Raw genomic sequence first — 24,121 nt, forward strand, 5'->3', positions numbered from 1 at the left:
TGTGTATTGATTGAATTCATCTTGAAGCCAGGCCGGGAAGACGAGTTCGTCGAGGCCTGGCGCGATCTGACCCGCTACATCCGGCAGCATTTCGACAGTCGCGGCTCCCCGCTTCACCGCGCCGGCGACGGCCGCTATATCGGCTATGCCCAGTGGCCCGATGCAAAGACGCACGCCGTTGCCGGCGATGACAGCGACGAGTACCACCGCCTTCGCCAACGCATGAACGCGACGCTGGAAACGGGCGAGTCCCGCCTGCTCGAAAAGCTGGAAGTGGAAGTCGACCTGCTCGAACCGGTGAAGGCTTGATGCGTCGAGTGACTGCCGCGGCCTGAGGCAGGGTGAGCAGCCGGACGCTGAACGCCACCCGCTATGCCGCGCTGGGTGCGGCACTGATCGCCATGAGCTACGGCCTGGCGCGTTTCGCGTTCGGCCTTTACGTGCCCTCGATTCGCGCCGATCTTGGCCTGTCTCCGGAGATCATCGGCCGCGTCGGCGCCGTGCCCTACCTGAGTTTCTGCTTCGCCAGCGTCTTTGCCGCCGGCGTCGTGGACCGGCTCGGAGCCAGGGGTGCGGCGATGACGGCCTGCCTGTTAGGGGTGATTGGCCTGCTGGTCATGAGCCGGTCGCAAAATGCCTGGACGTTGGCCAGCGGCGTGTTCGCCTGCGGCATCTGCACGGGCCTGATGATGCCGGCGCTGTCGGGCGGCATGCGGGCGGCGGTTCCCCCCGCCGTTCACGGCCGCGTCGGCGCGATCATGAACGCCGGTACCAGCCTGGGCGTGGTCGTGTCGGTGCCGACCGCGCTGTGGCTGGCGAGCCAGTGGCGCGGTAGCTACGTCGGCTTTGCCCTGGTGGCGGTTTTCTGTGCGCTCCTGGCCTGGTGGTTCGTTCCGAGGTCGGCGGGCATCGAGTATGCCGCCGACAGTGGCGGTTCGCTGTCGACCGGGCGCATGGCGCTGCGCCGACTCGCCTTGTTCGCTTTCGGAATGGGCCTGACCAGTTCGGCCTTCTGGGTTTTCGCTCCCGATCTGATCCAGTCCGTCGGCGACCTGCCGGAAAGCACCAGCGCCTGGCTGTGGCTGGGCCTGGGCCTGTCGGGCCTGGCCGGCGGCGCGGCCAGCGACCTGGCCGACCGCATCGGCATCGCCCTGACCCAGGGTCTGGCGCTGGCCGTCATGAGTATGTCCCTGCTGCTCGTCGCCCTTTGGCCCGGGTCCCTGTTCCTCGTGCTGGCCTCGGCGGCATTGTTCGGGGCGATGTACATGATGCTGACCGGAATTCACCTGGTCACGGGCGTGCGCCTGCTGCGCCACCATCCGTCGCTTGGCCCGGTCATTCCCTTCCTGGCCATCGCGCTGGGTCAGGCGGCCGGTTCGCCGCTGCTGGGCATCCTCGAGACTCGCCTGGGCTACGTGGACGCCTTCTGCGTCATCGCGGCGGTCGGCGTGGTGCTGGCGCTGGCATCGCGCTGGTTTCCGACGACGTGTCCAGAGGACAGCGCATGAGGCAGGATTAACGACGGTGTTAAATCCCGGCTAGGGTGTGATCCGCAGCGCGTAGAGCTGCTCGTAGAGCGGTCGGCAGGAGTCGGCGACGGCTCTCGCGCGGCCTTCGAGTTGCGGCGGGTCTTCCGGCGGCGGGCCGAATCCGGTCGATTGCCACACCTTCTGGTACCAGTGCGGTGCCCAGACGCCGTCACTGTCTCTCGGGCCGGCCGGCCAGCTCAGCATTTCGGGAAGGAAGTTGAATCCCAGGCGTTCGCACAGGGCGCGCAGGTGGCCCTTCGGGTCGGTGAGGAATTCGCCGCTGTCGATGATCGGCGGTTCCTGCCCGACGCGGCCGACGATGAAGTCGTGAATCGCCTGCTGCTGCGGTACGCCGATGTCCTGCGGCGAGACCGTGTCGCGTTTGCCGAGATAGGAGGCGACGACGTGGCGCGGGTCGCGGATCAGGAACACGTGGGTCAGTTTCGCCAGCCAGTCGGCTTCCATCATCTCCGGCAGGATGTGGTGGGTCATGTGCTTCTGGTACCAGATGGGGGCACCGTCGGGCACCGGGCCGGTCAGGTTCTTGACGACCGAGCGCCAGTCGGTGTCCATGGCCGCGATGACTTTTTCGCGCATGGGGTGCGGCTCGCCGCTCATTTCCAGCCAGGCGCCGTAGAGTGGCTCGTCACTGACGCTGCAGTCGGGCCGGTTTTCGAAGGCGCGCATCATCGCCGTGGAGATGTTGCGCGGCCCGGACCACATGGCGATGCGCAGCGGCTCAGCCACGGGCCTCGCCGTTGATCAGGTCGGCGTAGAGCCGCTGCAGCCGCTCGGTTACCGGCCCTCGCTTGCCGGTCCCGATTATGCGTCCGTCGACTTCGCCGACCGGTCGAATGCCCGAAAGTGTGCCGGTGGTCAACGCCTCGTCGGCGGCGTAGACGTCGGTGAGGCTGAAGGTCTTCTCGCTGCAGGGGATGCCGTAGTCGCGGCAGAGTTTCAGCACGTGGCCGCGCGTAATGCCGCCCAGGCAGTAGCGTCCGTCAGAGGTCATCACCGTGCCGTCGCGCACGATGAAGAAATGCGTGGAGTTGCAGGTGGCGACGAAGCCGTCGGGGTCGAGCATCAGCGCCTCGTCGGCGCCGGCCACGCTGGCCTGGATACAGGCCATGATGCAGTTGAGCTTGCTGTGGCTGTTCAGGCGCGGGTCCTGGACGTCCGGAGCGCCGCGGTGGACGTGGACGGTGAACAGGCGCTGCGGCTTTTCCAGGATGTCCTCGGTGACTGGGTGGTGGCCGGGGATGATCACCAGGGTCGGCCCGCCTTCGACCAGGCGCGGATCCTGGTAGGGCTCGCGCCGAACGCCGCGGGTGAGCATGATGCGCAGGTGGGCGGCGTCGACCAGTTCGTTGGCCTCGATGACCCGCTCGACCGCGTCGAACAGTGCCTCGCGATCGGGCATGCCGTTGAGCATCAGCGCCTTCGCGCCCTCTTCGAGCCGATCGAGGTGGGCGGCGAGAAAGGCCGGCTTGCCGCCGACGACCCGCACGCCTTCCCACACCCCGTCGCCCAGCACGAAGCCGGAGTCGAAGACCGAAACGCTGGCTTCGGCTTCGGGTACGAGCTGGCCATTGATCCAGATCTGCATGGGCCGGACGACTCCTGTGGTGGACGCAGCGAGTCTAGCAAACCGTCAGCATGTCCTCCCCGGAATCCAATTGACCGCCGAGCGGTATGAGGGCATGCTCAAGTCGTCCGCAAAGCGGAGCGCAGACCGCTCAACGGCTTGGATCGAATCAGGTGATCCGGGGTCGCTGGTAGCGATCGATCACCCAGGGAGTGCGACATGACATCCGAATCTCACACGCATCACGCGATCGATTACATCGAGATTCCCGTCACCGACCTGGACCGGGCCAAGCGTTTCTATGGCGAGGCGTTCGGCTGGTCCTTCAACGATTACGGCGATCAGTACGTCGGTATCCGACGGCCGGGCGGGGGCGACGACGAGGAAATGGGCGGGTTTCTACCGGTGGACTCGGTCACCCCGGGCGGCGCACTGGTTGTGCTGTATTCCGACGATCTCGACGAATCGCTCGAGCGCGTGCGAAACGCCGGCGGACGCATCGTTGAGCCGCCTTTCGAATTCCCCGGTGGGCGACGCTTCGAGTTCGCCGATCCCGACGGCCATGTGCTGGCGGTCTGGGCTGTCGAATGAACACGTGGCGACACAGCCGCCGATCCAACACGCTGCTGTCGGTGGCGATCGGCCTGGTGATGATCGGGTTGCTGGCGGTGGGCGTGTACGCCTTCAACGTGCTCGCCGTCCTGGATCAGGCCGACCAGTCCATGGTCTTCTGGCTGCTGCCTTTCCTGTTGTTCGGCCTGGCTGCGGTCGGCAACGGTGTGGTGCTCGCCGTGCTGTGGCTGCTGCTGGTGAGCACGGAAGGACCAGGCAACAAGGGTGACGGACCCGGAGCGTCCGGGCCGAGAGAGGAGTGAAGCGGTCATGTCACGCCCAATCGATACCATGCATCGTCCGCTGATCCGTCACGGCTTCATCCTGATCCTGCTGGCGCTCGTCGGCGCCTTCTTCATTCCCGCCATGGCATTCCCGCGCCTCGGCCTGTCGGCTCACACCGTCGGCGTGCTCGGCGGCGTGTTGATGATTGCAGTCGGTGGCGTGTTTTCGGCGTTTTCGCTGCCTGCGCGGCTCCGGAGTCTGCTGGCGCTGAGCTGGGCGACCGCGGGCTACCTCAACTGGCTGGGCTGTCTGCTGGGTGCCAGTCTGGGCGCCGGTCGCGCCACGCCGATCTCGGCGCGAGGGGCCGTCGGGCCGGACTGGGCCGAATACCTGTCCGGCGGGATACTCGTGCTTGCCGCCCTCGCTTCCCTGCTGGCCGTCGGTCTGTCGATCTGGGGCCTGCGCAGCGGGTCGGCCGACGAAACTTGATAAGGTCCAGAGAAGCGTTCACCCAGTAAGGTGTTTTCATGCAAATGCTTATCCGCCACGCATTCGTATCCTGTGCGATTGTCGGCGCGCTCAGTGTCATGACGGATGCCAGTGCGGCGCAGCAGGGAGTTTCCTGGTCCCAGATCGAGGGGTTGCCGCAACCGCCGGCGGCGGAAGTGATTTCCTACGGCGATGAGCCTTCGCAGTACGCGGAACTGCGCCTGCCCGAAGGCGAGGGGCCGTTTCCGGTCGCCGTGCTGATCCACGGTGGTTGCTGGCAGTTCCAGTACGGCGTCGATCACATCGCCCCGCTGGCGGCCGACCTCAACGAACACGGCGTGGCGACCTGGGCCATCGAATATCGCCGCCTGGGCGAGACCGGCGGCGGCTGGCCGGGGACCTTCGACGACGTGGTCGCGGGTCTGGCGCGGCTGGAATCCGTGGCGAAGGATCGCCCGATGATCGATGCCGATCGCATGGTGCTGGTCGGCCACTCGGCGGGCGGCCACCTGGCGCTCTGGCTGGCCAGCCGTGAGCGCGTAATCACCGGTCACCGCTGGAATGGCGGCGTGCCCGACGGACTAAAGGGCGTCGTCGGCCTGTCGGCCATCACCGACCTGGCCGAGTACGCGGCCGGCACGGGCGACTGCAACGCCGCGGTACCGATGCTGCTCGGCGACGACGAGTCCCTGTATGCCGAGCGGCTCGCCCTGGCCAGCCCCGATCACCTGATGCCGCCGGCCGTCCCGGTCCACCTGGTGCACGGTCGTGAAGATGCCATCGTGCCGCTGTCGCAGACGGTGGTCTACGTCAACAACGTCAATCGTTCCGGCGGCAGCGCGAGCGAAACCCTGGTGAGCGGCGCCGGGCACTTCGATCCCATTGCGCCGTTTGCCGAAGCCTGGGCCGAAACGCGATCGGTGATCCTCGACATGCTCGAGGAAGAACAAGCGGAGTCGAACGAATGAAGCAGGGGCCGATCGAGACGGTTGCCGCGGTCATTGCCGATCGGGATGGCCGCGTGCTGCTGGTACGAAAGCGAGGCTCGGACACCTTTATCCAGCCCGGCGGGAAACGCGAGCCCGGCGAGGATTCCCTGGCCACGTTGGCGCGCGAACTGCGCGAGGAAATCGGCGTGGACTTCGATCCCGGCTTGGCGGTTCGCCTGGGCGAATTCGAGGAGCGCGCGATTCACGAGGCCGGACGACGCGTTCGCGCCGAGGCCTATTTCGTGCCGGTCGACGGGACACCCCGGGCGGCGGCCGAGATCGAGGAGTTGGTCTGGGTCGACCCGCGGAATCCCGGATCGGTCAATGTCGCGCCCCTGAGCCGGAGCCATATCCTGCAGGCATTCCTGGAACGCGGGGAGGATGTCGCATGAAAACCCTTGGCCTGCTCGGCGGCATGAGCTGGACCTCGACGATCAGCTACTACCGTCGGCTCAATCAGCTGGTCGCCGAGCGCCTGGGCGGGCTCCATTCCGCGCGGGTGCTGCTCTACAGCGTCGATTTTCACGAGGTCGAACAACTCCAGCACGCCGGGCGCTGGGACGAGGCCGGCGCGCTGCTCGCCGATGCCGCACGCTGCCTGGAAGCCGGCGGTGCCGAAGCCATCGTGTTGTGTACCAACACCATGCACAAGGTGGCCGGGCCGATCGCGGCGGCGGTCGAGATGCCCCTGTTGCATATTGCCGACCCCACGGGCGAGGCGATCAAGGCGGCGGGCTGTCGTCGCGTGGGGCTGCTGGGTACGCGCTTTACCATGGAGCAGCCTTTCTATCGGCAGCGCCTTGCCGAGCGCTTCGGGCTGGAGGTGCTGGTGCCCGGGGAGGTCGATCGGGAGATGGTCCATCGCGTGATTTTCGAGGAGCTCTGCGCCGAGCGCATCGAGCCCGGCTCCCGCCGCGCCTATCAGCGCGTCATCGCGGACCTTGCCGAACAGGGCGCCGAAGCCGTCATCCTGGGTTGTACGGAAATCGCCTTGCTGATCGGTGAGGATGACGTGGCCTTGTCCGTGTTCGATACCACTGAGCTGCATGTTCGTGCAGCAGTCGACTTCGCGCTCGGCAAGCATGAATCACCGCAAACATGAACTGGTACCGGCTCGAGCTGGGCGATGCGCTTCTCGCCGAAGCCGAGCTGGATGCCATTCGCCGCCGGTGCGAGCGCGCATTCGAGCATTCTGGCGCCCCGCCGGGTTGGGCCGTTTACCTGGCCCACGTGAGCGGAAACCTTCACTGCAAGGCACAGCTCTTTTTCTCACCGGCTGCCGCGGGACTGGCCCGTCGAATGGGGGCGCGGTGCTGCAGCATGCCGCCGAAGGGGATGCGTCTACTGGCAGGCGATGAGGCCGGCTTGTTTGACTAGAATGACCCCATGATTTCACTCATTGGGAGTATTAAGTGATGCATAAATCCCTGGCCGCTTGTTTCCTGCTGCTTTGCGGTACCGGTGTGGTCGCCCAGTCTCCCTACGCCGACGAGCAAGGTCGGCAGATCAAGGCGCTGTCCACGGAGCGTATCGCGGGTCTGAAGGCCGGTCGCGGTCTGGGCTATGCCAAGGCGGCCGAACTGAACGGCTATCCGGGGCCGAAGCATGTCCTGGAACTGGCCGATGATCTCGACCTGGACGCCGACCAGCTTCGTCGCACCGAGGCGCTGCATGAGACCATGCTTGAGAGCGCTGGTGCGCTTGGCCGGGATCTGGTCGCGGTGGAGGCCGAACTGGAAGAGACCTTCGCTGAAGCGTCGATGTCCCGCGAGCACCTGGTCGAACTGGTCTCGCGGAGTTCGCGCATCGAGGGACGGATTCGCCTGATTCACCTGCAGGCTCACCTGGAGCAGCTCGAACTGCTCGATGACGAACAGGTTACCGAGTACATGCGCCTGCGTGGCTATGGGCAGAAAGCGAGCGACGATCATCATCAGCACCGGCACTGATCCGCAAAGCGACAGGATTCTTCAATGACCTGGTCCGCTCTCAAAAACCGCGTCGCGACTGCCCCCTGGACGCTGATCATTTCGCTGGCGGTCATGTCCGGCTTCGTGATCCTGGGCGTGCGCATGCCCGAACAGCTCGCATCGGGTGCCGCCAGCGTGCTGGAATTCACTACTTCGCACTTCGGCTGGCTGTACCTGTTCGCCACCACCGGGTTTCTGATCTTCTGCATCGGGGTGGGCTTCAGTGCCTATGGCTCGATTCGCCTGGGCGCCGACGGCGAGGCACCGGAGTTTCCCTATCCCACCTGGCTGGGCATGATCTTTTCGGCCGGCATGGGCGTGGGGCTCGTGTTCTGGGGCGTGGCCGAGCCGATGAGCCACTTCGTTGAGTCGCCCCTGGGGCGGGCCGACCCACGTACGGCCGAGGCAGCCGGTCTGGCTATGCAGTACTCGTTCTTTCACTGGGGTTTTCACCAGTGGGCCAATTTCGGCGTCGTCGGCCTGGCCATCGCTTATGCGCGCTTCAGACAGGATCGGCCCGGGCTGATCAGCGAGACCTTTCGCGCCAGCCTGGGTGATCGGGTCGACGGACCGGTCGGCTACGGCATCAACACCCTGGCGGTACTCTCGACCGTGTTCGGCGTGGCCACGACCCTCGGCCTGGGCATCCTCCAGATCAACAGCGGCCTGGACCGGGTTGCGGGCATCTCCTTCGGGCTGGACAACCAGCTGGCCATCCTCGCCGGAATCGCCGTGGTTTTCCTGCTCGCCTCGCTGACCCCGCTGGAATCGGGGATCCGCTGGGTCAGCGACGCCAACATGCTGCTTGCCGGCCTGGTGCTGGTGTTTGTTTTCTTCGCCGGACCCACGGACTTCATCACGGCTGTATTGACCAATGCCTTGGGCGACTACTTTTCAAACCTGATCGGCATGAGCCTGGTGATGGAGCCCTATACGGGCGAGGACTGGGTCGAACGCTGGACCATTTTTTACTGGGCCTGGGGCCTTGCCTGGGCGCCCTTCGTCGGCAGCTTCATCGCTCGCATCTCGCGCGGTCGGACCGTGCGCGAGTTCGTGCTCGGCGTCATCGGCGTGCCGGTGCTGTTGAGCATGGTCTGGTTTGCCACCTTCGGTGGTTCGGCGCTCTACTTCGAGCTGTTCGAAAACGCCGGGCTGGGGGATGCCGTTCTCGACGAAATGAGTTCGGGGCTGTTCGCAATGCTCGAACTGCTGCCCGCCGCCGCCGTGCTCGGGCCGGCGGTGCTGGTGTTGATCGTGCTGTTCGTGATCACCTCGGCCAACTCGGCCACATTCGTGCTGGGCATGTTCACCAGCCGCGGGCGGCTCAACCCGGGGCGGCCGATCCGCCTGATCTGGGGCGTGGTGACGGTCCTGGTCACCGGCACGCTTCTGGTCAGCGGCGGCCTGGGCGCCTTGCAGACCATCTCGATCATTGCCGCCTTTCCCTTCATGCTGCTAATGATCTTCATGGCCACCTCACTGCTGCGCGCCTTCCGCGACGAGCAACGCCAGCAGGAACTGCACGAAGCCCTGCTGCGCGAGCGTATCCAGCGCCTGCTCGAGGAGCATGACACCGCGCGCGATGACGCCGAGTGATTCTTACTGGTCGCCCGTTGCGATCAGCCGGGCGTTTTCGAAATAGCACACCCGGCAATGATCGCCCCGGCTGTTGACGCCGACGAAGGCCAGGCCGGATGTCGGCCAAAGCGCCTCGTTGCGATGCTGCTTGAGGTAGGGATTCTCGATTTCCATGTACAGCCCGAGGCCGCGGGTATCGCGACCGGACGCGAATTGCTCGCGGTGGTAATTCACCGCCCCGATCAGCATTCGAAAGCCGATCTCGTGTCGGCGGAACTCGGGTGCCACGTAGGCCCGCATATGCCACAGGGGCAGGTTCAGGCGGCTGGCCGTCTCGAGGTAGGTGGTCGCCATACCCGCGACCACGCCTTCGTCACCATGCGTGGCGACCAGGAGCAGCTGATCGGCACGTTTCGTCGCTTCCGCGGCGGGAATCACGCCGTCGGCCAGCCAGCGTTCGACCGCCCTTTGCTTCAGTGAATCGTCACCCTCTTCGCGGACGTTGTCGATGCGGAATTCATCGTCCTCGTTCATGGCCGGCCTCCGTGTCGATTCGGGCATCCTCGAAATAGCGAAGGCGCAACGCGGCCCCGTTGCGCGCCACGCCGGCATGCAGGAAGCGCGTTTCCGGCCAGATGGCCTGCGGCCAGGCTTTCAGGATGGCCGGGTCGGCAACAGGAACGAGCACCCCGATGCAGTGAGGCTCTGCGGTGCGCTCGGATGCCTCGCTGAGGATATCCCAGCCGGTGGCCAGCATCTGCATCCATCGTTCGGGCGTGTCGAAGTCCGGCGCGATCAGGCAGCGATAGACCTGGAGCCACTGGTTCCCAATGGCCGGGATTCGGGCAGCGGTTGCCGAGCTGGAACCGACCGTCCGCCCCGCTTCGTCGATCAGTCGTGACAGCACGCGCGGCAGTCTCACTTCCGCCTGCCCCCCCTCGAGGACGTCCTGGGATTTCCAGAATGCCCTCAGGCCGGCTCGGGTGTTCTCATCGAGCCGCCCGCGAACGCGTTCAATCTGTACCGGTCGACCCGTATGGCGTGAAGAATCCATCGTCTACTCGTTGCTCCCTTGATTCGATGCCGCCTGGGGACGAATCACCTCGGCCAGGGCCGCATCGGGAAGTGCGTAGCATACCGGCACATGGGCGTCGTTGACGCCGAGCACATCAGGGTAGCGTTGTCCGGGAAGGACCGAGACGGCGAACACTTCCTGCACGGCGTCTTCAAATTTGAGGAAAGCGACAATCCGGCCCGAGCGCAGATCCACCACCCACACGCCGCAACATCGCTCATCCACGCGCTCGGTCAGGCGGATTCCGGAAAAGACGGCCGACTCTCTGACCTGGGACAGGCCGATGAAGGCGAAAGGACCGTAGAAATCCAGCCCCCGGGTGAATCCGGGCAGCTCCACGACGGTGTCGAGCTGGCCGGTTGCCGGGTCCACTGTCGCCAGTGAACCGTTACCGGATTCGAGAACCCAGAGTTTGCCGTCGTACCAGCGCGGTGAATGCGGCATGGACAGCCCGCGACAGATGAATTCACCGCTTTCGACGTCCATCAGCACGCCGCCGGCGGCCTTGTTGTCGCGCCAGCCGCCGGCCGCATCGGTCGTCCCCAGCGCGGTGACGTATTTCGGCTTGCCGTCCACCATTTCCAGGCCGTTGAGGTGGCAGCGATCCTCCGGCGCGTAGCCGGAGATGAAGGGCGGGCGCCAGCGGGGCACGAAGCTGTGTTCACCATCGAGCGTGCACAGACAGGAAAAACGCGTGTTGACGACCCACAGCCCGTCCTTGCCATAGGCCATCTCGTGGATGTCGATATTGCCAGTGATCTGTACATTGCGCGGCAGGTAGGCGGCATCGTGTCTTTCCGGTGGATCGAGCTTGACCGCAACATCCGCCATGTTGCGGTATTCCTCGACTGTCCAGGCGGTGCCGACGGCGAGCCGGCCATTGTCGGCCGCCAGGCCCATGGGGCGGTTGTAGACGTGGAAATGCGTGTTGATCACGCCCTGGTTCTCGCGCAGGATCGCCAGCTTGCCGGCCTGGTAGGTGGTGACCAGAAGCGAAGCGCCGATCTGGCGCAGCAGATCCGGAAAACTGCGGGTATGCACGCTGCGTAGCGGCGCGTGGGGATCGGGCGGTGGCTGGTCGGGATCCTGCAAAACCTTCGGGTCGGGGCTTTGTTGTCTCAATGATGTGGAAGCATGCTTGTCCGGATGCGGTTTTGCTTGTTCGGCGGCTTCCTTGCCGCTTCCCGCGTTGGCGTTGAGCCAGCCGAAACGCCGAAGTTGCTCGGCCGGGACGATTTCCAGCGGCCTGCCGCTTTCATCCCGTTCGGCATCGGCGAAGATCAGCCGGTAGAAGCGCTCCAAGGCCGGAACCCGGTTGGCCAGTGTCCAGGCTGATGCGAACTGGGCGATCTGCGACCAGGCTTGTTCCAGGGCCTGGCGTCGCGCCTCTCGACCGGCGGCTTGCTCGCCGTGCCGGGCCCGAACGGCCTGCCACTGTCGCTCGAAAGATTCGAGCACGGCCACAAGCCGCGCCAGCGCAGGCTCATCTTCCGTGGTGACTTCCTGGATTTCCTCGACAATGGTCCGAATGCGTTCCTTGAGTTCGGCCGCCGAGATCACCGTGTTGACCGGGACGGTTTCTGTTTCGAGCGTGTCGAGTTGCCCGGTGTCTGCGGAAAGCGCGATGTTGCGAGGCGAAAGTCCGGCGCCTTCACCGGATTCTTCGGGGCGGTCGGACGACTGCACCAGGGACCAGAAGGCGGCCGAACCAACGGTGTCGGCAACGATGAAACGGGCAATTCCGGTTTCGGCGGCGAGTCGCCAGCCCCGCCAACCGTCCAGGAGCCAGACCGACCCCGGTGGTGCTTCCAGCGTTTGCTCGCCCGACTCAAGTTGCAGCCCTTCGTCGATGACGAAAATGAGCCGGGCCCGGTGTTGCCAGTAGGCGTCCAGGTCATGCTTTAGTGGTGTCGCTGTTCCGCCCGACAGGCGCAGCAGCCGGGTCCGGCCAATCACCGCGCCCGTTTCGGCGAGCAGCGCTGACAGTTCCGGTACTTTCCCCAGGGCCGGGGTCGGTTGCATCGTGCCCTCGCGGCACTCGGGAAGGGGCTGGTCGAGGTTGCCGACCAGGACGGCGCAGTCCGGATCCCCCTTTTCCCAGTCCTGGTCAGCCAGGCGGTCAACCAGTTCCGCCGCGGTCGCGGCATCGAATCGGTGGGGCAGTCGTATCAGCGCGGCGTCGAGTCTCATTCCAGCCTGTCTTGGGTTGTCGGGGATTGGCGCTCAATCAAGCGACATTATGCACGGCTCACTAGAGGCGCCTGCACTCACCCAACGCGTTGCCGTCGACCCGGCCGGTTGCAAGATCGCCGTCGATCTCGAATTGCAGGTCAACCTGTTCGAATCGTCCCGGGCCCCGACGATCGAGCACGTGGATGAATGCATCCTTGTGCAGGGCCATGTGCTCCGGGCCGATACGGGCCTCGACCGTGCCGGTTTCGCATTTGAAGCGCTCGACTCGGTAGTCGGGCGCCTTCTCGCCGTTCAAATAGGGCAGAAAAGCGCCCAGTCGACCTTCGTTCTCGGCCGGCTCGAGATCGAGCAGGTGGGCCATGAGCGGATAGACGCTGACGCTGCGAACGGCCGGAGCGCGGCTCCCCGGCGTGAAGTCCGGTCCTCTCGCGACGAAAACGCCGTGCATCTCGGCCAGGGCCGGATCCCAGCCGTGCATGCCCTTTGGCGGATTCGGGTTGGCCATGTAGGGCTTGCTCGAAATCAGCCAGCCGGGATCGGCTTCGACCAGGACGTCGGGCACGCGGTAGTGGCTGCCGAAGTGGTAGCGCTCCGGGATGTCCTTGCGTTGCCAGGCGCTCAGGTGCTCGGCGTCCTCGAGGGCGGCGACGATCTCGTCGGCAGGCATTTCCCCGGCCCAGATCTGTGCGGCCGGCCCCCAGTCGGATACGCGGACCCTGGACAGGTCCAGGTATTCGTCCAGCGCCACGGTACGCTCGCGGCTGACCTCGGACATGCCGTGATCAGAGACGAGGAGGATGTTGACTGCGTCGAGTTGGTCCCTGGCTTCGAGTTCCGAGAACAAGCGGCTCAGTTCGTCGTCGATCCGGGCCGCGGCATCAAAGGCGGCGGCCGACGCGGGTCCGTCGCTGTGGCCGCGCGAGTCCACCCGGCTGAAGTAGAGGGTCAGGAAGTCCGGACGCTCTTCTTCTGGGAGTGCCAGCCACTCCAGCACCTGGTCGATGCGCTCGGCGTGCGGCACCCGGCCGTCGTAGGCCCGGTAGTGTGTCGGGCGGGTGCGCTGGATCATCGCCTCAGAGCCGGGCCAGAAATAGGTGGCCGCGGTCAGGCCCTGTTGTTCGGCAGTCACCCAGATCGGCTCGCCGCCCTGGTACCAGAAACCGTCGTTGACCGCCTCGCGGTCGCCGAGCGAAAAACGGGCGTCGCGCTTCGGATCCCACATGTTGTTGGCCACCACGCCGTGCGTGCCGGGGTGACGACCGGTCACCAGGGTGTAGTGCGTGGCGAAGGTCTTGGTGGGAAAGGCCTGGTGCAGGCTGTCGGCGTAGAAGCCCTCGCGGATCATGCGGTCGATGGCCGGGCTGTCGAACTGATCGATGTAGTCATGGCGGAAACCATCGATCGAAATCAGCAGCAGTGGTGCGGGTTTACCGCCCGCGGGGCCTGAAGGGTCCGCCTGGCAGCCCGAAAGGAGAGCGGTGAAGACCAGTATCGCGGGCAGGCACCAGGTAGTGAATAAACGTTTGAACATCGATAACGGAGCCGTGAAGAACCACACGAAGTCTAATCGCTCGCCAGCTGCGAATTGGTGAAATTTGGCCGGTCGTGACCGAATCCGGAAAGAAAAACCGTTTTTCTGGGCAATCGCAAAAACAGGATGATCGAAAATGCAGAAGTTTCTCGTGGGCTGCCTGATCGTTGTCGTCGTGCTGGTCGGGGCCGGCGGAACAGCCGGTTATTTCTTTGTCATCAAGCCGGCCTGGGAGTTTGCCGGTGGCGTGCAGGAATTCGTCCAGGAATACGCCGAGCTCAACGAGCAGGTGGAGCGCCAGGACGGATTCCAGCCGCCCGAGGATGGCGCTATCTCGACGGACCAGTTCCAGCGTTTTCTCGTTGCCCAGCGCGACATGCGGCAGGCGATGGAGGGCGAGCTCAAAGACCTCAAGCAGCGCTTCGAGTCCATGCAGCAGGAGATCGACGACGAGGAGCGCGACGCCAACATCGGCGAGCTTTTCACTGCCTATGAGGGCCTGGGCGGGCTGCTGATCAAGGCCAAGCGCGTCCAGGTCGAAGCGCTCAACCGCTACAACTTCTCGCTGCAGGAGTACCTCTACGTGCGTAACCAGACCTATCGCGCCCTGGGGCAGGAGGTCGCGGTGGCCTCGTTCGGCGACCAGGCGCCGCAGACGCGCAGCCACCGGGTGCCGGATGAGGTCGTCGAGATGGTCTCCTCGCATCGGGAAGAGTTGATGGAGGGGTATGCGTTCGCGTGGTTCGGGATCTAGAAATTCGAATGTTCTGAACGTCAGGGGTAGCTCGGGGTAGTGAGGCTGAGAGAAGCTGCTTGCGGTTGAAAGTCCGTAGGCGGGGCATTTGGTAAGCTGCCGGGTATTGAATTCGCCCGGAGGCGTTTGCCATGTTGCGCAAGATCATCCTGCTCGTCTTTATCCTGATCGCCTTGCTGGTGGTGGCGGTCGTGACGGCCGCCCTGTTGATCGATCCGGACGACTATCGCGACGAGATTGCCACCCGCGCCAGCGAGCAGTTGGGCCGCGAAGTGAGGCTCGAGGGTCCGATGGAATTGACCTTCTTCCCCTGGCTGGCGCTCGATATTCGCGACGTGACGGTGGATAACCAATCCAGTTTCGAGCAGGCGCCGTCCCTGGCGAGCATCGAGCGCGCGACGGCGGCAGTGCGCGTTTTGCCGCTGCTGCGCGGTGAGATCGAGATCGGAACCGTGACCCTCGAGCGGGCCGACCTCAACGTGGTGACCGGCCGTGACGGCTCGAGCAATCTCGACGGCCTGTTCGCCGGTTCGGATACGGCGCCCGATTCGGATGAACCGACGGATCTTTCGCAGATCCGAACCGGCGGGGTCCAGTTCCGCAATGTGGCGTTGAATCTGATCGACCTCGCTGCCGACTCCCGGACGGAACTGCACCTCGACCGCCTTGATCTCGATTCCTTCGCGGTCGGACAAGACTTGCCGCTTTCGCTCGGCGGCCGCCTGGTCGAGGGGGGCGAGACCCTGGTGACCCTGGCGTTCGACGGCACCATACGGGTTGCGGCGGATCTTGGCGAAGTGGCCCTTTCGGACTGGTCGCTGCGCTACACGTTGCCTGGTGCCGGCGCCGAAGGCGAGGCGAAAGGCAGCCTGGTAGTCGAGCCCATGGCCGATCCACTTCGCATCGAGCTGACATCCTTCGCCAATCGCACCGAAATAGGCGAGTTGAATGTCGAGCTTTCGGCCGAACAGGCCATTGCGGCCACCATCGGCGAGACGGTGCGCGCCACTCTTCCGGCGGCGCGCCTGACGCTGAATGGCCAGGCCCTGAATCTCGACGGAGAGGCCACCATCGGCGAACGCATCGGCGGTCGCCTGGCCGTGACCGGTGAACGGCTCGATCTGACAAGCCTCGTTCCCGAAGGCGCCCAGGACGACGGTGGTGCCGGTGATGGCCAGGGTAGTGAGCCTGACCAGGACTTCAGCGCGCTCGACATGTTCGACCTGGACTTCTCCCTGGAGCTCGGCGAACTGGTGCTGACCGAGGGTGCACGACTGACGGAAGTGACCGCCCGCAGCCGCCTCAGCGGGGGCGAGCTGATCCTCGACCCGCTTTCGGCCCGGCTGTTCGGCGGCCAGTTCAAGGGCAGCGCCCGGGTGGACTTCAACCAGCAGCCTCCCGAGGTCGTGCTCAGCCCCAGGCTCTCCGGCATTCGGGTCGCGGAACTGGCTTCGTTGTTCACCGGCCAGTCGCCGGTCGACGGCCAGGGCGAGTTCACCATGGATCTGCGATTCAGTGGCTTCAGCCCCGAGCAGATGCTGGCTTCGCTCGACGGCAGCGGCGATTTCGCCATTGCCGATGGCGTTCTTCAGGGCGTGGACCTGCAGGCCCTGATCGAGCAGGAGCTGACGACCGACAATCTGGGCAATATCGCCCGGACTTTCGGCGGCGAGACCCGCTTCCGCACGCTTGACGGGGGGCTGACGATCGAAGACGGCGTCGTCGAGCTGCCCAACCTGAACCTGGCCGCGGCCGGCTATGCGGCGACCGGCCAGGGTCGCATCGACCTGGGTGCCAACCGTGTCGACTATGTGCTGGCGTTGGACCTGGGCGAGGAGCTCACGCAGCAGCTTCCCCGAGCCCTGCGCCGCGCTACCAACGGCCGGATCCCGCTGGGCATTTCCGGTGAACTGACCGCACCAACCGTCAGCGTCGACCTGGCCGCGCTGGCCGAGGGCGCCGTTCGCGAAGAGCTCGGCCGACGCCTGCTCGAGGTGTTCGAAGACGATGACGAAGGCGACCCGGAAGAAGAGTCAGCCGAAACGCAGGAAGAAGGCGAATCAACTAAGGAAGACGCCGAACCCGACGAGCGCGAGCGCCGCCGCGAAGCCGGCCGCAACCTCCTGCGCGGCCTGCTCGAAAAGCAGGAAAAAGACGAAGAACCCGAGGAAGACCCCGAGGCTGACGAACCGGAAGAAGAATCCGAAACCGACCCCCCTCCCGCAGGGGCATTCTAGGAAGCCTCTCGGAGTTGAGAGGGTTTTCAGAGTTTTGATTCAGGAAGGATCGCCAGGAGAACGTAGCGAGCGGGTGGCTGAGGGTAGCCGCCGGACCGGAGAAACCGGAGTGTATGTGTGAATACATGAGGATTTTGAGGACCGCCGGATGCCCTCAGCCGCCCGCGCAGTAGTTCTCCTGGCGATCCTTAGCCCGGTGCCATGCCGCCGTCCACCCCAATCACCTGCCCGTTGACGTAACCCGCGGCGTCCGAGCACAGGAAGGCCGCCAGTGCGCCGACATCTTCCGGCCGGCCGAAGCGGCCTGCCGGGATGGCCGACAGAAGGCCTTCGCGATCGAGCTCGCCGAGCATGCCGGTGTCGATCACGCCCGGGGCGATGGCGTTGGCGCTGATACCCCGGCTGGCCATCTCGCGCGCCAGCGAGGCGACCGCGCCGTGCAGCCCGGCCTTGGCCGCCGAATAGTTGACCTGGCCCCGATTGCCGAGGCGTGCGGCCACGCTCGAGACGGCCACCACCCGGCCCCAGCGCTGGCGCGCCATGCCCAGCAGCGCCGGCTGGACCACGTTGTAGAAGCCGTTGAGGTTGATCTCGATGACGCGCTGCCACTGTTCCGGTGACATGCCGGCCATCGGGGCGTCGTCATGGATGCCGGCGTTGTGCACCACCACGCCGAGCGGTGATGCCTCGACCAGCTCTGCCACCGCGGCGCGTGTCGCCGCGCCATCGGCCAGGTCGAACTGCACGGCATCGGCCCGGCCGCCTTCATTGCGGATGGTTTCTGCCACGGCTTCGGCGCGCTCGAGACCGCGTCCGGCGTGGACCAGGACGTGATGCCCGTCGGCCGCCAGCAATCGGCAGATAGCCCCGCCGATATCGCCCGAGCCGCCGGTGACCAGCGCGTGGCAGGGATCGGGCTGGCGACTGCTTCTCGCCCGGCTCATGCGGCCGTGCCCGGGTTCGGGAACATGACGGTTGCCCGGCCGCTGGCGAGCATCCTGTCGTCGCTGAGCACCCTGAACTCGTAGACTTCGCCCACCGGGCTGCCGCCGACGCGGTCGGCGTGGATGATCAGTTCGGCGGGCGTTTCGAGGGCGGCAACGGCGAGTTCGAGTTCGGGCAGGGCCACGAGCCGGCCTTCCCGCGGCGGCATGTCCTCGGCCGCAAGCAGGCTGCCGTGCACGGCCATGGCCTGGGCGCCGTACTCGGCCAGGGCGCTGGCCGGCAGCCGGCCCTTCCGGCCCAGCGGGTGATCCTCGAGCGGGCCGGTCTGCGCGCGGCAGGTGATACGCGAATCGTCGTGGCTGACGACTTCGTCGATCAGCACCATGTCGCCGGCGTGCGGCACGCGGACTGCGATATCCGTGATCCGCTGGGTCATCGGGGCAAGCCTATGCGCGAAAACAGCCAAGATAGCAAAATGCCCAGCGCCACGGTCAAGCCGAGCATCTGCAGCATGCCGATGGTCGATTGCCCCAGGACAAGGAAGACCCCGCCGGTCGACAGGGCACAGGTGTTGATGGCCCGGCGGCTGCGCGCCGCCGCGGGCGGGTCGGTTCGGAAACTGCGCGAGAACAGCGCAAAGTCCAGGCCGATACCGGCGGTCAGCAGCAGTCCGATGAGGTGCACGATGGTCAGCCCGCTGTCGAGGTAGCTCATGGTCGCGGCGGCCACGAGAACGGCCGCGGCCGGCGGCAGCAGCACCGCCAGGGTTTCGATTGGCCGACGCAGGCGCAGCCACAGCAACAGGACGATCAGGGCGGCGGCCAGGCCCAGGCTCAGCGACGCTTCCTGCCGCCAGGCGGCCACCATGGCCTGTGAGCCCTCGGTGAGATCGACAAGCTGTGCCGGCGCCTGGTTGTTTTCCAGAAAACGGGCCAGCGCATCGGCATCCGATAGCCCGACCGGCTGGATCAGCGCGTGCCAGCCCGTGCTCGTCTGAGTGAGTTGGGAATCGAGCCGGGCGGCCAGCGGGGTACCTTGCCAGAATTCGCGCGAAATCGGCCCCCGGGATCGGGCGCGGGTCAGGTCGACGAGAAAAGGCTCGAACGCGCCAGGACGAAAACCCGAGCCCGCGGCATCCAGACGACTGCGCATCTCCTCGGCTGCCGGCCAGGCCGCCAGGCGCTGGCGCTGGGTTGCCTCGGACGGCAGCAGATCGCTGGCGGCCTGCCAGCCTTCGATCAGGCCCTGTGCGCGAGCGGACGCCAGCAACCTTGCTGTCTGTTCGTTTGCCTCGAGCGCGGCATCCAGGGTTTCGCCGCGGGTCGCGATCAGGTGTCGGACCTCGCCGCCGCCGACTGCAGCCCGTAGTTCGCGGTCTGCGGCGATCTGGCTGCGATCGATCGGGCTCATTCGCGAGAGATCGTTGGACCAGCGCGCATCACCCTGCCAGACCAGGAAGCCCAGGGCGGCGAGAGCGAGAATCAGGGGCACGGCCGGCCAGTTGAACGGCGTCACGCGGGTCGGCTGGACCCGACGGGGCAAGGCCGGGTCGAGAACAGGCAGGAACAGTGTGGCCAGGGCCGCGCCAGCCAGGCCGGCGGCCGAAAAGGCGCCGAGCTGGGCCAGGCCCGGGCTGTCCGACAGCCAGATCGCGACATAGGCGATCAGCGTGCTGGTCACACCCAGCAACAGGGGAGCGCGGATGTTGCGGGCGGTGGCCGAAAGCGCGCGCCGGTCAGCGTGCCCGAACAGGTGGACGGGATAGTCTAGTGCGACGCCGAGGAGCGTGAAGCCGAAGGCCAGCGTCAGGCCGTGTACCTGGCCAAAGGCCAGCACGGTTACGGCCAGGCCGCAGACCACGCCGAAAGCCAGCGGTACGGCGCCGGCGATGATGGCGCTCACCGAGCGCCAGGCAAATGCAAGCACCGCCAGCAGGAGTGCGCTGCCCCAGAGACTCAGGCGCAGCGCGTCGGACCTGGAAGCCGTGGCGCTGGCCACGCCGATGACCGGGGCGCCTGCCAGTTCGAGGCCTTGTCCATCGGGGGCGATATCGGCAAAGCTCGAACGCAATGCCTCGAGCAGTCGCTGTTGCTGGTCGATGGCGTAGGGCGCGTGCGACGACTGAACGACCAGCAGGGCGCGTTCGCCGGCGGCATCGAACCACGCGCCGTCGATGCGGTTGGCCTGCCGGCCTTCGGCCAGGCCGGCGGCGAGTTCCTCGACCACGCCGAGCGGGTCGCGGGCGATCAGCGGCTCGACGCGCCGGCCGGCCACGGTCAGGTCGGACAGGCGATCGTCGAGTGCTTCGGCCACGGCGTCGGCCGCCACGCGCTCCGGGATATCGTCCGCCAGTACGAAGCGCGCCTGCATGAGTTGATCGAGGAGGGCCTCTTGCCGAGACCAGTCACCGTTGTCGACGCGCTCCACGCCCTCGATGTCGCGCCAGCGTTCGGCCAGGGCGCGGCTGGTTTCGGCCAGCGCCAGCGGGTCTTCACCGTCGACGGCGGCGAGAATCAGGCGGGCAGCGCTGCCGCCGGAGACCTGGTCGACGACGATCTGTTGCTGGGCCGTTTTCGGCGCGGGCAGGAAGGCGTCCAGGCGGTAGTCCAGCTCCAGGGCGGAAACGGCGAGGGCGCCGACGCCGGCCAGTAGCAACAGGGCCAGCAGTGGGCGCCAGATGTGTCTCACGGCTGGCGGCTCAACTCGGTTTCGATCTTCTCGCCGTCGGACAGCGTCAATACGAAGCGTTCAAGCCGGTCGTCCGTGCCGCTGAGCGAGAGCGACTCGACCTGCGCGGCCAGCGCTTCGTCGCGTGGCTCCAGGATGAGTCGCCAGCAGCTTTCTTCACTGCTATCGTCACTGCATTCTTCATGGGTCAGCTCGTGTTTGAAACGTTCGCGCAGGGCATCGGCGTCGCCGGCGAGCAGCGCGGACAGGCCGTGGTAGAGCACCGCCAGCTCCGGGATGTGGCTGAGGCTGTAGTTGCGGGGCGAGTGCCCGGGGCGCTCGATGATGACCATGTTCGAGCCCAGCGTATGTTTTGCTTCGCGGGGTTCGAGGGTCTGGCGCACGAGCTGGCCCTGGCGGTTGCGCCACAGTCGGCCGGTCACGACCAGGGGTTCGGAGAGCAGCGGCGAATTGCGCCGCTCGACGAAATGCAATTCGGCGCGATCGCCCTCCGGAGCCAGGGACGAGAGCAGTCGGTCGAGATCCTCGGGTGCGCCGGCCTCAGTCGTCGTGGCCGCGGCGATCAGGATCAGTGTCAGCAGTCCAGAAATCATAGAAGTTGAACCAATTGTAGGGGTATTCGCGTGCATAGTGCGCCAGGCGGTCGGCGTAGTGCTGAATACGCTCGTTGAGCAAACGGCGCCGCTCGCTTCGCGACTTCGAGCGCGTGGCCGGTCCCGGCAGCGGCTCGAACACCAGCCGATACCGTCGCCGGCCCTCGTAGAGCCCGAACACCATGACGGCCGGAACCTCGAGTGTATCGGCAATCGCCAGCGGAGAGGCCGGCAGGCGGGTCGGGCGCCCCAGAAAGGAAACCTCTACAGCGGCTTCACTGGCCCAGGTCCGGTCGGCCAGCATGGCAACCATACCGCCTTTCTCCATCACCCCGCCGGCTTCGAGCACGATGGCCGGCCCGGGCTGGCTTGCGTCGATGACGGTGTCGCGAATATCCGGCGAGATTTCCTCCATCATCTGCGTCATCAGCGAGTTCTGGTTGCGATCCATCACCACCTTGAGGTGGCGGTATTGCGGCGGTGCCTGTCGGTTGAAGACGCGAATCGCCTCGAAGCTGCCCAGGTGTGAGCCCAGCAGCATGCAGCCGCGCCCCTGGTCGAGCATCTCGTGCAGGTGTTCCACACCCTCGGGTCGCACGTCGAGTTCGTCACCGCGCCCGGCCAGCAGCAGCACGCGGTCGACAATCGTGATGGCGAAGGTGTAGATGTGGATCATCACGCCCCACCAGCCCTGCTGCGGTGCCTCGACTCGCCGGAGCCATTCCCTAGAAGCGCGCCGTTCGGCCCCGCGCACCAGGAAGAAGTAAAGCGTGGTCGGGAGCATGCAGAACTGGGCGAAGCTTCGCCCGACGTGCAGGATGCACCAGCGAATCAGGACGAGCCAGAAGCGGTTGCCGCCCTCCGGGCGCTCACGCCAATGCGCCATGACGGCACTGCCCACGCGCGACGGCCTGGCCGTCCTCGGATTTGATGACGAAGGAAAACTGGTCGGCGGTGCCCTCGATATGCAGGCGGATCGGTTCTTCGGGCCGGACCGGATGCAGGAACTTGATGCGCTGCCAGCGCGTGGGGCCGTCGCGAAAGCCGGCCAGCACGCGCGCCTGGCGCTGCACAAGCTCGAGCAACACGACCCCCGGCACGACCGGATTGTCGGGAAAGTGCCCGGGCAGGGCCGGATGATCGGCCGGAATGCGGCAGATGACGTCGATCGGATTCATCCCGCCTCCCTGCAGGTTTTGGCAAAGAACTGTAGCAGGGACTGGCGCGGTAGTTTGCCGGTCTCCGCCCGCGGCAGTCGGTCGACCAGTCGCAGTGGCCGCGGCATGAACGCCGCGTCGACCCGGCGACCGAGTGCACGGCGGATATCGGCCGTTTCCAGGTTCGGCGCCACGACCAGGGCGGCAAGGCGGGTGGCCGGGGCATCGTCGGTCTCCGGCGGCTGGAAAATGACGCCGTCGAGTACCCCGGGAATGTCGAGCAGGATGCCGGTCAGTTCCGCCAGCGAAGCACGCTTGCCGGCGATATTGACCAGGTCGCTCTGGCGCCCGAGCAGCCGGAAGCTGTCGCGGGTGCGAAATTCCAGGTGATCCATCAGGCGCACCGGCCCGGGCAGGTGCGGCGCCCGGGCCACGGTGCCGTCGCCGTCGGGTGTGAGTTCGAAGGCCTCGAACAGCTGCCAGTCCTCGACGCGGGCGGTCTGGCGCCGGGCCAGGCAGCCGGTTTCCGAGCAGCCGTAGATCTCGACGACTTTGGCGCCGTTGATTCGCTCGATGCGCCGCGCCAGGGAGCGGCTCAGGGGCGCTGTCGCCGAATAGACTCGTTCGATGGTCGGCAGATCGATGCCCGATTCCACCAGGGCCCGCAGGTGAACCGGCGTGGAGACCAGCACGCGCGGTTGCTCGATCCGTTCGAGCTGCCGACAGATGTCGGCGACGAAGAACGGATGCGCCGAGACGACCGTCACGGGCCCGAACCAGGGCATGAGCACGGACGTCTCCAGGCCCCACATGTGCTGCGGCGGCACCGTGGCCAGCACGCGGGCGCCGGGCGGCGGGTCGAGCTGGGCGAGATTGATCAGGCTGCTGTCGTGCAGCGTGCGCCAGGGCTTTTCGATGCGTGATGCGCGTCCGGTGCTGCCGGAAGTGAACACCGTGGCGGCCGGCTGGTCGGCGGGAATTCGGGGAACGCTGCGGGCGGTGTCCTGGGTTTCCAGGGCCCTGGAGGGATCGATGCAAGTGCCGTTGAAGCCTTCCAGTTCCCAGTCGGCGACGACCACGGCGCCGTCGAAACTGTCGACCAGGTCGTCGACCGTGGCCTTGAGCCGATTGGCCGGCAGCAGGTTGCAGCCGCCGCCCATGATGGCCGCCGCAAAAGTCACGCTGAAAGCGTGGCGGTCCTGACAGAGGTTGATGACCGGCCGGCCTTCGGGGAGTTGCCGGGCCAGCATGGCGGCGCGGGCGATGAAGCGACCGACGGTCACCGGTTCGTCCTCGTGCAGCATGACGAGTTCGTTGAGCGAGCGATTGGTCAGGGGAAGCGTAGTCATCGGGCGAAATGATGCGGTTGAATGCGTATCACGTCCAGCAGGAATCGGATCAGTCCGGGGTGCTCGTCCTCGGGGAAGACGCGCCGCCGCAGGAGCAGCTCCAGCCAGAGCGTGGTCAGCATGATCAGTGGGGCGGCGACCACGACCCAGATCAGCCAGATCTGGACACGATCACCGGCAGCCAGCCACAGCGCCACGCCGCCGATGGCCGCGAGCACGATCGCCCAGGCCAGCGTCCAGCCTTTCAGCCATCGGCGTGCATGGCCGGGCGCCTCGGTGCCATTGCTCGCATGGACCAGGTTGGCAAAGCGCTCGATGAACGGTGTGCGGCCTTCCCGGAGCGTGCCAGCGAACCAGATACCAATGCCGACGAAAATCACGCCCGGCGGCCACAGCGCCAGCGAGGGCGCGAACAGCGCCAGGCCCGCCAGCGCCAGGGCCGAGCCCATCAGCATCGTTCGCCCGACCATGCCCGGCAGAAGCGGCAGGAACAGCAGCGCCAGCAGCGGCAGGCACAGCGAGCGAAGCTCGGGCCGGCCCAGGTACAGCGAGACATAGACCAGCACGGGGTAGAGAGCCAGGGCAATCAGTCGCCAGCGTGGCATAAGGGGTTACCGGGCCG

27 protein-coding genes are annotated in these 24,121 nt (G+C 66.0%); 13 read left to right on the plus strand and 14 right to left on the minus strand.

The window, feature by feature from the left end; all coding sequences use genetic code 11:
* Window positions 1-6 precede the first annotated feature (6 nt).
* Window positions 7-309: a hypothetical protein gene (locus ACDC66_RS04745; RefSeq protein WP_376695534.1), complete on the plus strand. Its 303-nt coding sequence runs from the start codon at window positions 7-9 to the stop codon at window positions 307-309.
* A gap of 32 nt (window positions 310-341) precedes the next feature.
* Window positions 342-1,508 carry an MFS transporter gene (locus tag ACDC66_RS04750; protein WP_376695535.1) on the plus strand — a complete coding sequence of 389 codons (1,167 nt, stop codon included), beginning with the start codon at window positions 342-344 and terminating at the stop codon, window positions 1,506-1,508.
* A gap of 30 nt (window positions 1,509-1,538) precedes the next feature.
* Here the strand turns inward: ACDC66_RS04750 and ACDC66_RS04755 are convergent, their stop codons facing one another.
* Together ACDC66_RS04755 and ACDC66_RS04760 are read right to left on the minus strand one after the other, a co-directional pair.
* A complete protein-coding gene (locus tag ACDC66_RS04755) occupies window positions 1,539-2,276 on the minus strand; it encodes a sulfotransferase-like domain-containing protein (RefSeq protein ID WP_376695536.1) in 738 nt (245 codons plus the stop codon).
* Window positions 2,269-3,135, minus strand: coding sequence for an aminotransferase class IV (locus ACDC66_RS04760; protein ID WP_376695537.1), 867 nt, complete (start codon window positions 3,133-3,135; stop codon window positions 2,269-2,271). Before ACDC66_RS04760 ends, ACDC66_RS04755 begins: the two co-directional genes overlap by 8 nt.
* A 198-nt stretch (window positions 3,136-3,333) precedes the next feature.
* Here ACDC66_RS04760 and ACDC66_RS04765 point away from each other — a divergent pair, with 198 nt between their 5' ends.
* The 9 genes from ACDC66_RS04765 to ACDC66_RS04805 are packed head-to-tail and all read left to right on the plus strand — an operon-like array spanning window position 3,334 to window position 8,995.
* The gene (locus ACDC66_RS04765; protein WP_376695538.1) at window positions 3,334-3,705 is read left to right on the plus strand and encodes a VOC family protein; all 372 of its coding nucleotides are present in this window, start codon (window positions 3,334-3,336) and stop codon (window positions 3,703-3,705) included.
* Window positions 3,702-3,989, plus strand: a complete 288-nt coding sequence (locus tag ACDC66_RS04770; protein ID WP_376695539.1) for a hypothetical protein — start codon at window positions 3,702-3,704, stop codon at window positions 3,987-3,989. The genes ACDC66_RS04765 and ACDC66_RS04770 overlap by 4 nt, the downstream gene beginning before the upstream one ends.
* Before the next feature lie 7 nt (window positions 3,990-3,996).
* On the plus strand, window positions 3,997-4,440 hold the full coding sequence (locus ACDC66_RS04775; protein ID WP_376695540.1) for a hypothetical protein: 444 nt from the start codon (window positions 3,997-3,999) through the stop codon (window positions 4,438-4,440).
* 38 nt (window positions 4,441-4,478) lie between these two features.
* Complete coding sequence (locus tag ACDC66_RS04780) at window positions 4,479-5,408, plus strand: alpha/beta hydrolase family protein (protein WP_376695542.1); 930 nt, start codon at window positions 4,479-4,481, stop codon at window positions 5,406-5,408.
* The gene (locus ACDC66_RS04785; protein ID WP_376695543.1) at window positions 5,405-5,821 is read left to right on the plus strand and encodes an NUDIX hydrolase; all 417 of its coding nucleotides are present in this window, start codon (window positions 5,405-5,407) and stop codon (window positions 5,819-5,821) included. Before ACDC66_RS04780 ends, ACDC66_RS04785 begins: the two co-directional genes overlap by 4 nt.
* Window positions 5,818-6,531 carry an aspartate/glutamate racemase family protein gene (locus ACDC66_RS04790; RefSeq protein WP_376695544.1) on the plus strand — a complete coding sequence of 238 codons (714 nt, stop codon included), beginning with the start codon at window positions 5,818-5,820 and terminating at the stop codon, window positions 6,529-6,531. Before ACDC66_RS04785 ends, ACDC66_RS04790 begins: the two co-directional genes overlap by 4 nt.
* Window positions 6,528-6,806: a hypothetical protein gene (locus ACDC66_RS04795; protein ID WP_376695545.1), complete on the plus strand. Its 279-nt coding sequence runs from the start codon at window positions 6,528-6,530 to the stop codon at window positions 6,804-6,806. Before ACDC66_RS04790 ends, ACDC66_RS04795 begins: the two co-directional genes overlap by 4 nt.
* Window positions 6,807-6,841: 35 nt before the next feature.
* Window positions 6,842-7,378 (plus strand): hypothetical protein, encoded by a 537-nt coding sequence (locus tag ACDC66_RS04800; RefSeq protein WP_376695546.1) that lies wholly within the window; start codon window positions 6,842-6,844, stop codon window positions 7,376-7,378.
* A gap of 24 nt (window positions 7,379-7,402) precedes the next feature.
* Window positions 7,403-8,995, plus strand: a complete 1,593-nt coding sequence (locus ACDC66_RS04805) for a BCCT family transporter (protein ID WP_376695547.1) — start codon at window positions 7,403-7,405, stop codon at window positions 8,993-8,995.
* A gap of 3 nt (window positions 8,996-8,998) precedes the next feature.
* Here the strand turns inward: ACDC66_RS04805 and ACDC66_RS04810 are convergent, their stop codons facing one another.
* The 4 genes from ACDC66_RS04810 to ACDC66_RS04825 all read right to left on the minus strand — a co-directional run bounded on the left by ACDC66_RS04810 (window position 8,999) and on the right by ACDC66_RS04825 (window position 13,776).
* Window positions 8,999-9,511: a hypothetical protein gene (locus ACDC66_RS04810; RefSeq protein WP_376695548.1), complete on the minus strand. Its 513-nt coding sequence runs from the start codon at window positions 9,509-9,511 to the stop codon at window positions 8,999-9,001.
* Window positions 9,495-10,031: a hypothetical protein gene (locus ACDC66_RS04815; protein ID WP_376695549.1), complete on the minus strand. Its 537-nt coding sequence runs from the start codon at window positions 10,029-10,031 to the stop codon at window positions 9,495-9,497. Before ACDC66_RS04815 ends, ACDC66_RS04810 begins: the two co-directional genes overlap by 17 nt.
* Window positions 10,032-10,034: 3 nt before the next feature.
* On the minus strand, window positions 10,035-12,242 hold the full coding sequence (locus ACDC66_RS04820; protein WP_376695550.1) for a TIGR03032 family protein: 2,208 nt from the start codon (window positions 12,240-12,242) through the stop codon (window positions 10,035-10,037).
* 61 nt (window positions 12,243-12,303) lie between these two features.
* Window positions 12,304-13,776 carry an alkaline phosphatase family protein gene (locus tag ACDC66_RS04825; protein WP_376695551.1) on the minus strand — a complete coding sequence of 491 codons (1,473 nt, stop codon included), beginning with the start codon at window positions 13,774-13,776 and terminating at the stop codon, window positions 12,304-12,306.
* Between the two features lie 136 nt (window positions 13,777-13,912).
* On the opposite strand from ACDC66_RS04825, the gene ACDC66_RS04830 reads away from it, so the two are divergent.
* Window positions 13,913-14,530, plus strand: a complete 618-nt coding sequence (locus ACDC66_RS04830; protein WP_376695552.1) for a hypothetical protein — start codon at window positions 13,913-13,915, stop codon at window positions 14,528-14,530.
* Between the two features lie 131 nt (window positions 14,531-14,661).
* A complete protein-coding gene (locus ACDC66_RS04835) occupies window positions 14,662-16,767 on the plus strand; it encodes an AsmA family protein (protein ID WP_376695553.1) in 2,106 nt (701 codons plus the stop codon).
* Window positions 16,768-16,955: 188 nt separating this feature from the next.
* Here ACDC66_RS04835 and fabG read toward each other — a convergent pair whose 3' ends face one another.
* Genes fabG through ACDC66_RS04875 form a run of 8 tightly spaced genes read right to left on the minus strand, consistent with a single transcriptional unit; the run spans window position 16,956 to window position 24,104 of the window.
* Window positions 16,956-17,711: a 3-oxoacyl-ACP reductase FabG gene (gene fabG / locus ACDC66_RS04840; protein WP_376695554.1), complete on the minus strand. Its 756-nt coding sequence runs from the start codon at window positions 17,709-17,711 to the stop codon at window positions 16,956-16,958.
* Entirely contained in the window at window positions 17,708-18,148 is a 441-nt protein-coding gene (locus tag ACDC66_RS04845) for a hypothetical protein (protein ID WP_376695555.1), read from the minus strand. The genes fabG and ACDC66_RS04845 overlap by 4 nt, the downstream gene beginning before the upstream one ends.
* Window positions 18,145-20,400 (minus strand): MMPL family transporter, encoded by a 2,256-nt coding sequence (locus ACDC66_RS04850; protein ID WP_376695556.1) that lies wholly within the window; start codon window positions 20,398-20,400, stop codon window positions 18,145-18,147. Before ACDC66_RS04850 ends, ACDC66_RS04845 begins: the two co-directional genes overlap by 4 nt.
* The gene (locus ACDC66_RS04855; protein ID WP_376695557.1) at window positions 20,397-20,993 is read right to left on the minus strand and encodes a LolA-related protein; all 597 of its coding nucleotides are present in this window, start codon (window positions 20,991-20,993) and stop codon (window positions 20,397-20,399) included. Before ACDC66_RS04855 ends, ACDC66_RS04850 begins: the two co-directional genes overlap by 4 nt.
* Window positions 20,941-21,879 (minus strand): LpxL/LpxP family acyltransferase, encoded by a 939-nt coding sequence (locus tag ACDC66_RS04860; RefSeq protein WP_376695558.1) that lies wholly within the window; start codon window positions 21,877-21,879, stop codon window positions 20,941-20,943. Before ACDC66_RS04860 ends, ACDC66_RS04855 begins: the two co-directional genes overlap by 53 nt.
* Complete coding sequence (locus ACDC66_RS04865) at window positions 21,863-22,171, minus strand: hotdog family protein (RefSeq protein WP_376695559.1); 309 nt, start codon at window positions 22,169-22,171, stop codon at window positions 21,863-21,865. The genes ACDC66_RS04860 and ACDC66_RS04865 overlap by 17 nt, the downstream gene beginning before the upstream one ends.
* Complete coding sequence (locus tag ACDC66_RS04870) at window positions 22,168-23,499, minus strand: AMP-binding protein (protein WP_376695560.1); 1,332 nt, start codon at window positions 23,497-23,499, stop codon at window positions 22,168-22,170. The genes ACDC66_RS04865 and ACDC66_RS04870 overlap by 4 nt, the downstream gene beginning before the upstream one ends.
* Window positions 23,496-24,104, minus strand: a complete 609-nt coding sequence (locus ACDC66_RS04875; protein ID WP_376695561.1) for a hypothetical protein — start codon at window positions 24,102-24,104, stop codon at window positions 23,496-23,498. Before ACDC66_RS04875 ends, ACDC66_RS04870 begins: the two co-directional genes overlap by 4 nt.
* Window positions 24,105-24,121 lie beyond the last annotated feature (17 nt).

Origin of the sequence: Wenzhouxiangella psychrophila (assembly GCF_042310375.1) — a bacterium.
In the GTDB taxonomy this organism is placed as follows: Bacteria; Pseudomonadota; Gammaproteobacteria; order Xanthomonadales; family Wenzhouxiangellaceae; genus Wenzhouxiangella.

What these genes read in the sequence shown, in the direction of transcription:
- ACDC66_RS04760 (WP_376695537.1), bottom strand. Translation starts at nt 3,135, where the DNA reads ATGCAGATCTGGATCAATGGCCAGCTCGTACCCGAAGCCGAAGCCAGC.
- ACDC66_RS04765 (WP_376695538.1), top strand. Translation starts at nt 3,334, where the DNA reads ATGACATCCGAATCTCACACGCATCACGCGATCGATTACATCGAGATT.
- ACDC66_RS04770 (WP_376695539.1), top strand. Translation starts at nt 3,702, where the DNA reads ATGAACACGTGGCGACACAGCCGCCGATCCAACACGCTGCTGTCGGTG.
- ACDC66_RS04775 (WP_376695540.1), top strand. Translation starts at nt 3,997, where the DNA reads ATGTCACGCCCAATCGATACCATGCATCGTCCGCTGATCCGTCACGGC.
- ACDC66_RS04780 (WP_376695542.1), top strand. Translation starts at nt 4,479, where the DNA reads ATGCAAATGCTTATCCGCCACGCATTCGTATCCTGTGCGATTGTCGGC.
- ACDC66_RS04785 (WP_376695543.1), top strand. Translation starts at nt 5,405, where the DNA reads ATGAAGCAGGGGCCGATCGAGACGGTTGCCGCGGTCATTGCCGATCGG.
- ACDC66_RS04790 (WP_376695544.1), top strand. Translation starts at nt 5,818, where the DNA reads ATGAAAACCCTTGGCCTGCTCGGCGGCATGAGCTGGACCTCGACGATC.
- ACDC66_RS04795 (WP_376695545.1), top strand. Translation starts at nt 6,528, where the DNA reads ATGAACTGGTACCGGCTCGAGCTGGGCGATGCGCTTCTCGCCGAAGCC.
- ACDC66_RS04805 (WP_376695547.1), top strand. Translation starts at nt 7,403, where the DNA reads ATGACCTGGTCCGCTCTCAAAAACCGCGTCGCGACTGCCCCCTGGACG.
- ACDC66_RS04810 (WP_376695548.1), bottom strand. Translation starts at nt 9,511, where the DNA reads ATGAACGAGGACGATGAATTCCGCATCGACAACGTCCGCGAAGAGGGT.
- ACDC66_RS04815 (WP_376695549.1), bottom strand. Translation starts at nt 10,031, where the DNA reads ATGGATTCTTCACGCCATACGGGTCGACCGGTACAGATTGAACGCGTT.
- ACDC66_RS04820 (WP_376695550.1), bottom strand. Translation starts at nt 12,242, where the DNA reads ATGAGACTCGACGCCGCGCTGATACGACTGCCCCACCGATTCGATGCC.
- ACDC66_RS04825 (WP_376695551.1), bottom strand. Translation starts at nt 13,776, where the DNA reads ATGTTCAAACGTTTATTCACTACCTGGTGCCTGCCCGCGATACTGGTC.
- ACDC66_RS04830 (WP_376695552.1), top strand. Translation starts at nt 13,913, where the DNA reads ATGCAGAAGTTTCTCGTGGGCTGCCTGATCGTTGTCGTCGTGCTGGTC.
- ACDC66_RS04835 (WP_376695553.1), top strand. Translation starts at nt 14,662, where the DNA reads ATGTTGCGCAAGATCATCCTGCTCGTCTTTATCCTGATCGCCTTGCTG.
- fabG (WP_376695554.1), bottom strand. Translation starts at nt 17,711, where the DNA reads ATGAGCCGGGCGAGAAGCAGTCGCCAGCCCGATCCCTGCCACGCGCTG.
- ACDC66_RS04845 (WP_376695555.1), bottom strand. Translation starts at nt 18,148, where the DNA reads ATGACCCAGCGGATCACGGATATCGCAGTCCGCGTGCCGCACGCCGGC.
- ACDC66_RS04855 (WP_376695557.1), bottom strand. Translation starts at nt 20,993, where the DNA reads ATGATTTCTGGACTGCTGACACTGATCCTGATCGCCGCGGCCACGACG.
- ACDC66_RS04860 (WP_376695558.1), bottom strand. Translation starts at nt 21,879, where the DNA reads ATGGCGCATTGGCGTGAGCGCCCGGAGGGCGGCAACCGCTTCTGGCTC.
- ACDC66_RS04865 (WP_376695559.1), bottom strand. Translation starts at nt 22,171, where the DNA reads ATGAATCCGATCGACGTCATCTGCCGCATTCCGGCCGATCATCCGGCC.
- ACDC66_RS04870 (WP_376695560.1), bottom strand. Translation starts at nt 23,499, where the DNA reads ATGACTACGCTTCCCCTGACCAATCGCTCGCTCAACGAACTCGTCATG.
- ACDC66_RS04875 (WP_376695561.1), bottom strand. Translation starts at nt 24,104, where the DNA reads ATGCCACGCTGGCGACTGATTGCCCTGGCTCTCTACCCCGTGCTGGTC.